This is a genomic window from Candidatus Eisenbacteria bacterium (assembly GCA_018831195.1).
In the GTDB taxonomy this organism is placed as follows: Bacteria; Eisenbacteria; RBG-16-71-46; order CAIMUX01; family JAHJDP01; genus JAHJDP01.
Genome location: JAHJDP010000079.1, coordinates 1 through 7,414, shown reverse-complemented (window position 1 = coordinate 7,414; position 7,414 = coordinate 1). Strand labels below are relative to the sequence as shown.

The window sequence follows — 7,414 nt, the reverse complement described above, 5'->3', positions numbered from 1 at the left end:
TGCGCCAATCAGGCCACATGCGTATTCGTAGGGATGATTCCCGGGCGCGCAAGGCGAATTCTCAGCCAAATGGAAATCCCCACTTTCCGGATCACAGAGGAGGGGGTCAGCCTCGAAATTGCCCGGCCACCAGGCTGGATTACAACCATACTCATACCAGATACCCGCTTGATTATTCCAGAAGGCATTGCACGTAATTTGAGGCTCGGGAGTGTAACCTCCTACAGCAATGCACTTCACCGCAAATCCATCTATTGTCCCGGCTATAATATTGTTTTCCACGAGGGGGCGGGTCGCTGCTCTAAATGATATCGCACCGCCGTATGTTTGATTTCTATAGAATGTGTTCCGCCTTATTACATTAGCGGAAAAGCAATAGATTGCGCCACCTTCCGGCGCTTCGTTTCCTTCAAATAGGTTTTCTTCAACAACGACCTCATCAAGCCTGAGATACAAAGCACCACCCTCCAATTCAGCGTGGTTATCAATGAAAACATTTGCCCTCACACTTGGGATTGCATCATGCTCAGAGTAGCATATATACAATCCTCCCCCAGACTCTGCCTCATTTTCAATGAAGGTGTTGTTCTCAATTGCACCACTTCCATCCCACTGGATTCCACCACCGGCGGAAATTGTATAATTACCAATCAGGAAATTATTCCTAACGAGAAGATCATGGCCAACGATGACTATTCCGCGATCCAGGTCTTCATTACCATTTTGAATGGTAAAGCCGTCAACTACACCACCCTCCACCTCGTCATAGTAGATGACGGGAGCAGATTCAGCGCTGCCATCTAGTATCGTCAACTCTGGCCCTGATTCGGAAATCAAAGAAATACCAGTTTCTGAGATATAGATGTTCTCCAAATAGGTGCCTTGGGAGACCAGGACTGTATCCCCTTGGGCGGAGCTGTCAGCTGCAGCTTGAATGGTCGGAGCATCGCCGGTGCCATCAGCTGTGACATACCAGGTCGCGGCCAGGCTAAGATTCGGGATTAGCATGACTTGGATTATAAAGAACAGCCATTTGGTCACGAGCTCACCCTCCCCAAGAGCGGACATTAGCAATATTCTTACACCGATATTATAACATGAGGTTGGAGAATTATGAAGAACCGATCTGTCGCCGTATCGTGTTGCAACCGACTAGATTGGAGATGACGGCGCTGATAGAATAGGTGAGCCCCACCGACGACCCATCGGCGGGCCCTGGTTATCTCCGCTTCGCATTGGGAGACGGGAAGATTATGGCAGCATGGCTTGGGGTAGGTTTCAAGGGGTGTGTGCTTGTCCCGGCCTGATCGTTCCGAAATGACCTTGCGAAATCACCGGCACACATTTTTGATCGATGCAGATGTCAATGGTCGACGATATTCAAGTAATCTGCCGGGTCCGGCCGTCTGCTCGGAATTGGCCGGCAAAACAGGGCAGCCCAATGATCGATCAGCCGAAATCCCTTGGCGACAAAAAATACAAGGATGCGCTCATAGCCCGAATCAATGACCCGCATGTGAGGAAGCTCAATGCTTTCGTTGAGACCATCCGACGCCGGGAGCGATGCGGCAAGAGAGTCCCCTACTTCGACCCGGCCGATGGCGGCGTAGATGCGGAATGTCTGTTCCTGCTCGAGGCGCCCGGACCAAAGGCGGTCAAGAGCGGCTTCGTATCCCGCAACAATCCCGACGAGACCGCCAAGAACTGGTTCCTGCTAAATGCCGAGGCCGGGATCGATCGCAGCCGCACTGTGAATTGGAATATTGTGCCCTGGTACATCGGTGATGGCCCGCGAATACGTCCGGCCAAGCCAGCCGACATTGATGAGGGCTGGCGGTGGCTGAATCGGCTCCTGAAGACCCCGGATCTCCTGCCCCGGCTGCGGATTGTCGTCCTGGTCGGGCGCAAGGCTCAGCGGGTGGCCGAGCGTATCCGGCAACTCCGGCCCGATCTGATCCTGATGCCCTGCCCGCATCCAAGCCCGGTTTTTGTGAACCGGCGGCGGGAGAATCGGGGGATGGTGCTGGAGGCGTTGCGGGAGGTTGCTGAGAAGTTAGGTTGAGCGCCCCACCCCCCCTGGCCGCCCCTGCTGCAGGTGGATCTGGGGCCGGGAGCGAATCGGGGCGGAATGGGTGGGTGGGTTGGAGCGGAATCGGTGGGCGGAATGGACCGGAATCATCGGCCGGATTCCCACCGGTCTGGTTGGCCGATTTCACCCGATCACGCATTTGTCGGATATTTGTACATTACGGCTCCTTGATCGAATTAAGGATCTGATTTCTCCACTCCATCAAAGAAGGTATTAGCATCTGAAATCTATTCGGCAAGGGCGATAGAAGATGATGCAGAACCGTGGTAGCGATATGTGAACATATGTCCATATCATCTGGATATTCATGATCGACACCAAGATACAACAGTAATTTTCTTGCTCGTCTTTCTTCCTCGCCTTTGCTCCATTCTGCCGAATGCTTCCAGAGGTTCGCTACATTATTAACAATGGCCGCAATTGGAATGTCCGAGTTGCGAAACGGACCGCAGTCGAGAGCTTCTTTCTTATTCAACCTCGAATATGATATCTTGGTAGTCATATACTGCTGACAAGCTGCAAAGCCTAAACCAACTATATATTCTGCACGATCATATACTCCCTCTGCATCTGGATCTTCGGCTTTATTTGATTCAGAATCAAGTTGGTCTAACTTCGAATCCAAAAAGCAAGCTAGATCGTGTAGAAAACTAGATTCAAAGTCAATTAGCGATTTATTTCTCCACTCTGGCATTATAATTTCCTTGAACATCCGCGAACCGGATTGGCACGGTTTATGTGTTTAATATATTTTCGTTTTCTATGACATCCATAATAAAATCTATAGCAATACTGGCCCCTGTCTTGATATCTTCAGGCTTAACTCCCTTGTTATCATATTCGGGAGTTGAATCAATTGATATTTGCGCCCAAAAGCGTCCGATCTGGTCAATGCATTGTCGCGTTTTCATTAATAGAGTCATTTTGATTTCGGTGTCAGGAACAAAAAGATAGTTTGGAAGCTTATGGGCAATGGCATTACGATGTTCACGAATTTCTAGAATTTCCTCCACTTGTATTTTTGTGATCGCTCCTCGATCAACTAACCACAGACTTGATGCTTCTAAGAGACTTTTTGATCGATCTAGAACATCCTCTTTATATTTTTCCGAATAAACTAATCGTCCATCCTTAGATTTAAGCAAGAAGAAGCCTCGAACCTCATTAATTACTTGGCTTTTCAGTAACTCGTACGCGGAAAGGAACAAAGATGCATTATGTAGGTTTTTCCGAACACTAGTTGGAGACAGCTTCTCTTCAAGCCCTTTAAGAGTAATTTCATCCATTAGAGTATCCACCACCTAGACATTATGACTTCCGGGATCGAGTTATAACCGAAAGTTGTGGATGACCTAAGAAAGAAAGGCGGCGTATCCTCCTGAAAACCTAACCCAAGAAACCCTGAGGCATTTGCTCAGGGGGTAGGAGGACACGCCATGAGTAAGATAACGCATATCGAAGGGTTAAAGCCAGCAGAGAGCACGGTGGATTTGCTGACGGCCATTTTGCGAGACGGAGCCCGCGAGCTGCTGACCAAGGCCCTGGAGGTCGAGATCGAGGAGTTCCTGGAGCGCTATCGTGAGTTGCGAGACGAAGATGGCCGCCAGCGGGTCGTTCGCAATGGGCACCACAAGGAGCGCGAAGTGCAGACCGGGATAGGCGCCGTGACGGTCAAAGCCCCTCGCGCCCGTGACCGCGCGGAGGGCGGAGAGAAGATCCAGTTTCGATCGTCGATTCTACCGCCGTACCTGAGGCGCTCGAAGAGCATCGAGGAGTTACTGCCATGGTTGTATCTGAAGGGGATCTCGACGGGGGACTTCAGCGAGGCCCTGACGTCGCTCCTGGGGCCTGATGCGGCGGGTCTGTCGGCTTCGACGATCAGCCGGCTCAAGAAGAGCTGGGAGGTGGAGTATCTTGACTGGAATCGGAGGGACCTGTCGGCGAAGGAGTATGTGTACCTGTGGGCCGATGGTGTTTACTTTCAGGCGCGACTTGAGGAGCAGAAGCAATGCGTGTTGGTGCTGATGGGATCGACGCCCTCGGGGACGAAGGAGCTGATTGCGATCCAGGACGGTTACCGTGAGAGCGAGCAGTCGTGGCTCGAGCTGTTGTTGGATTTGAAGCAGCGTGGGATGGAAGCCTCGCCGCGGGGCGCGGTGGGAGACGGCGCCCTGGGCTTTTGGAAGGCGCTGCATAAAGTCTATCCGCAGACATGTCCGCTGCGCTGCTGGGTTCATAAGACCGCGAACGTGTTAAACAAGATGGCCAAGGGCGTTCATGGGAAGGCGAAGGCCGCGCTGCACGAGATCTGGATGGCCGAGAGCCGCAAGGAAGCCGAGAAGGCAATGGATGCGTTCGCGGAGACCTACGGGGCGAAATACCCGAAGGCGGTGGAATGTCTCACCAAGGATCGCGAGGAACTCCTGGCATTCTATGACTTCCCCGCTGAGCATTGGAAGCACCTGCGGACATCCAATCCCATCGAATCGACATTCGCGACGGTGAAGCTGCGCACAGCGAAAACCCGCGGGTGTCTGTCACGGGTGACGGCCCTGACGATGGTCTTTCAGCTATGCCGCTGCGCTCAGAAGGGCTGGAGAAAGATCGATGGCTATGAGCTTCTGACCAAAGTCATCGAAGGAGTGAAGTTTGTGGACGGGGTGGAGGATGTCGCTGCCTAAGAGCTCATACACAACTCTTGACAATAACTCTCCGGGATCGAAGGCCGACCTCAGACTTTATCGCGGGTTAGCCTTTCTGACGCAGCCCCTGCCAATCCGCAATGATCCTATCTCATCTCCCCCCTGAGCGCTAGCGCTATGAAATGAGGGCCGATGGCTGCACGGAGATACGGTTGCAGTCAGTCCCACCGCCATCTCGGTCGTTGCCGGCTTTTTCTCATTGGCGGAGGAGTCCATATAAACTCGTTAGAGTTTGTTATCAATACCGGCTCTTGATCGCCCCCCACGAAATCATTTTTGTTGGAACAATCCCTGTCCTCACAATGGCGCGAATCATGAAATCACTTATGGGATACGAAATCCCCCATTCGCCGTCTACGTATTGCCACTGCCGAGCCGGCTCATCAGTATTCGTATCCAGGCCCAACGAGGTACACTCAAAAGGCACTCCGTGCTGAACATAGGCAACATAGAAATCACCAGCCGAGATCACAATATTGCTGGTGTCGGGCAACGAAAACTCAATCCACATCCTTCCTGTTGCTGCGGGGACCATTAATGGTGTCGGGCCATAAAGCGTTGTCCCTGGCTGGCCCTCCTCGCCATCATCGTCAAGTATCCAGACCGATTGGGAGTCACAGCTTGCTTCATAGACTTCTAGGAACATTTTCGTGCTCAGAATCTTCATGGGATAGGTCAGTGGAGTAAATCGAACAGCGTTTGCTGAACCCAATGTTTGAAATGCAAACGCGCCCGCTATTCCTTCGTCATAGCCAATTTCAATATCTTCGGCCGCTGCAATATCAATGGCAACCAGTAGTACAAATAGAAATAGTAGGCGGCGGGGCATTTTCTCCTCCTTTGATCGCCTAGGATCTTTATTCAATTAGGACGCCCGATATGCCGCGGGTGTCATCAGACCCATGGAAGCATCCTATCAGACAGACGATAACGAGCGTTATTATTGATACCTGGAACGGCAGCCAAACTCGCATTTTCATGCCCCTGAATTTATTTTTAATATATACACTCAACGTTCTAGCCCACGAGGGTCATCGACGCGTCCCTCGCTCACTCCCATGTGCGCGTCCATTCTCCCACATTTGCGAGGGGTGCCGCAAGAGCGATCATCAGGTTCAATTGCCCCCCGCGTGCGGATTCCATCATGGCCCGGAGTCTATGGGCTCCAACTTAGAGGCCGAAGACGAGGGTGCAGTCAGTTCCACCGCCTTACCTGGGCTGTATAATTCTTGTTGAAGGAGTCCGGACGAAGGTCGTTAGACGCCAAGAGGAATTATCCCCTAAATCTTCTATCGAAATGCCAGCGGAAGTAAGCTGATGTTTCAAGCTTCCAAGAGCGGCATTTTCTACCTGATAACTTCTTCAGAAAGATACTGACGCTTCTTGTCATTTCCTCTATTGTAGTCATAACAACAATCCCGTTTGTGTTGACGCTTACCAAGCCACGTTCATAAAGTGAATCACACCCCAGCAAACATAGTGGGAAGACAATATGTTCGGCATCGCGTCTTTCACGCAATGAGCATTCATTTCGCGGTTTAATATGAGCGGCTATTAACAATTCAAGCGGAAACAAACGCCCACAGAGTGCGCATGTGTCTTTCTCCTTGTTTCTGAAAAGGTGTGATCTGAGATAACCTTGCTCAAGCCTCCCCTTGGATGTGTATTCCCTATCCAGTGGCCCAGAGATTTTGCAACCTTTTTCATAAGATTTCGAGTCTTTTGGGGGCCGCAGCCATTCTATTGGCTGACCAGCCACTGTATTAGCAAATCGCCCAGGCTTCTCGTCCTCGACTACTTTCCTGAACTCATAATCATCAATAACTGCGATTTCGTTGCCGCCCCGAATCAACTGCGCTGCTGCATGTTCTTTGAGCCCGTATGTGCCATAGGCATATCCTGATGATGTCCCGCCTCTGACCAGGAGGTCATCTTTTCCTCTCACTGTGTTTGTATATCTGGTTTTGCCACCGCGTTTGCGAATTAGTGTGAATAATTCGTCACGCTGGATCCAGCACTTTCCAGTGACTACAATACTCAAGCCTTTCACTGATTTTAGTGTTTTGGCCATTTCTGTTTAGTATCCGCGTGTCTTTTTTGCATTTTCCTCAGTAAGGATTAAAACAATTCCTTTCGCCTCCCTATTAACACTAGTGCTTCAAAATGGCCCGGCAAGGACTGTGTCCTTTGAATTCATCTTGGGATCTTCCCTGTCCGCCTAGACATTACGACTTCCGGGATCCGAGACCGACCTCGAACTTAGTGCCGGTTGAGATTTCTTCCATTGCCCCGGCCAACCAGGAATGATCCTATCTCCTTTTCACCCTGAGCGCCAGCGTCATGAATCGCGGGACCGATCGCTTCACGGCGATACGGTTGCAGTCAGTCCGACCGCTGTTCCGGAGGAAAAATCTATGTTCCCTCTTGACGGAGGAGTCCAGATGAGGTCGTTGATTGTGAAAATCGCCCCTACTCGTCCCAGACCCCAGCCCAGGAAACCATCTCATAATGCGATTGGGGATTATCTACGCGCCTGACTATGATAAAGGACTTGTCCATTGAAATCGTAATGCTATCACCGGATGCCTGCGTCATCTTGTTTGACCACGACGCATCAAGCCGC

7 protein-coding genes are annotated in these 7,414 nt (G+C 51.1%); 2 read left to right on the top strand and 5 right to left on the bottom strand.

Translation table 11 applies throughout. The features are described 5' to 3' along the window. Positions 1–1,041, bottom strand: a 1,041-nt coding sequence (locus KJ970_13770) for a right-handed parallel beta-helix repeat-containing protein (GenBank protein MBU2691983.1), incomplete at its 3' end; no start/stop codon positions are given. 400 nt (positions 1,042–1,441) lie between these two features. Between KJ970_13770 and KJ970_13765 the strand changes: the two genes are divergently transcribed. Next, the gene (locus tag KJ970_13765) at positions 1,442–2,062 is read left to right on the top strand and encodes a uracil-DNA glycosylase (protein MBU2691982.1); all 621 of its coding nucleotides are present in this window, start codon (positions 1,442–1,444) and stop codon (positions 2,060–2,062) included. Between the two features lie 184 nt (positions 2,063–2,246). On the opposite strand, the gene KJ970_13760 is transcribed toward KJ970_13765, so the two are convergent. Beyond that, on the bottom strand, positions 2,247–2,783 hold the full coding sequence (locus tag KJ970_13760) for a hypothetical protein (protein ID MBU2691981.1): 537 nt from the start codon (positions 2,781–2,783) through the stop codon (positions 2,247–2,249). A gap of 40 nt (positions 2,784–2,823) precedes the next feature. Beyond that, a complete protein-coding gene (locus KJ970_13755) occupies positions 2,824–3,375 on the bottom strand; it encodes a hypothetical protein (GenBank protein MBU2691980.1) in 552 nt (183 codons plus the stop codon). 150 nt (positions 3,376–3,525) lie between these two features. Here KJ970_13755 and KJ970_13750 point away from each other — a divergent pair, with 150 nt between their 5' ends. Continuing rightward, on the top strand, positions 3,526–4,770 hold the full coding sequence (locus tag KJ970_13750; protein ID MBU2691979.1) for an IS256 family transposase: 1,245 nt from the start codon (positions 3,526–3,528) through the stop codon (positions 4,768–4,770). A gap of 259 nt (positions 4,771–5,029) precedes the next feature. Here KJ970_13750 and KJ970_13745 read toward each other — a convergent pair whose 3' ends face one another. Both KJ970_13745 and KJ970_13740 read right to left on the bottom strand, forming a co-directional pair. Next, positions 5,030–5,620, bottom strand: coding sequence for a hypothetical protein (locus KJ970_13745; GenBank protein MBU2691978.1), 591 nt, complete (start codon positions 5,618–5,620; stop codon positions 5,030–5,032). Positions 5,621–6,064: 444 nt separating this feature from the next. Continuing rightward, positions 6,065–6,862 (bottom strand): hypothetical protein, encoded by a 798-nt coding sequence (locus KJ970_13740; protein ID MBU2691977.1) that lies wholly within the window; start codon positions 6,860–6,862, stop codon positions 6,065–6,067. Between the last annotated feature and the right edge of the window lie 552 nt (positions 6,863–7,414).

Bases quoted from the DNA above. Each gene is read 5' to 3' on its own strand.
- KJ970_13765 (MBU2691982.1), top strand. From the start codon at position 1,442: ATGATCGATCAGCCGAAATCCCTTGGCGACAAAAAATACAAGGATGCG.
- KJ970_13760 (MBU2691981.1), bottom strand. From the start codon at position 2,783: ATGCCAGAGTGGAGAAATAAATCGCTAATTGACTTTGAATCTAGTTTT.
- KJ970_13755 (MBU2691980.1), bottom strand. From the start codon at position 3,375: ATGGATGAAATTACTCTTAAAGGGCTTGAAGAGAAGCTGTCTCCAACT.
- KJ970_13750 (MBU2691979.1), top strand. From the start codon at position 3,526: ATGAGTAAGATAACGCATATCGAAGGGTTAAAGCCAGCAGAGAGCACG.
- KJ970_13745 (MBU2691978.1), bottom strand. From the start codon at position 5,620: ATGCCCCGCCGCCTACTATTTCTATTTGTACTACTGGTTGCCATTGAT.
- KJ970_13740 (MBU2691977.1), bottom strand. From the start codon at position 6,862: ATGGCCAAAACACTAAAATCAGTGAAAGGCTTGAGTATTGTAGTCACT.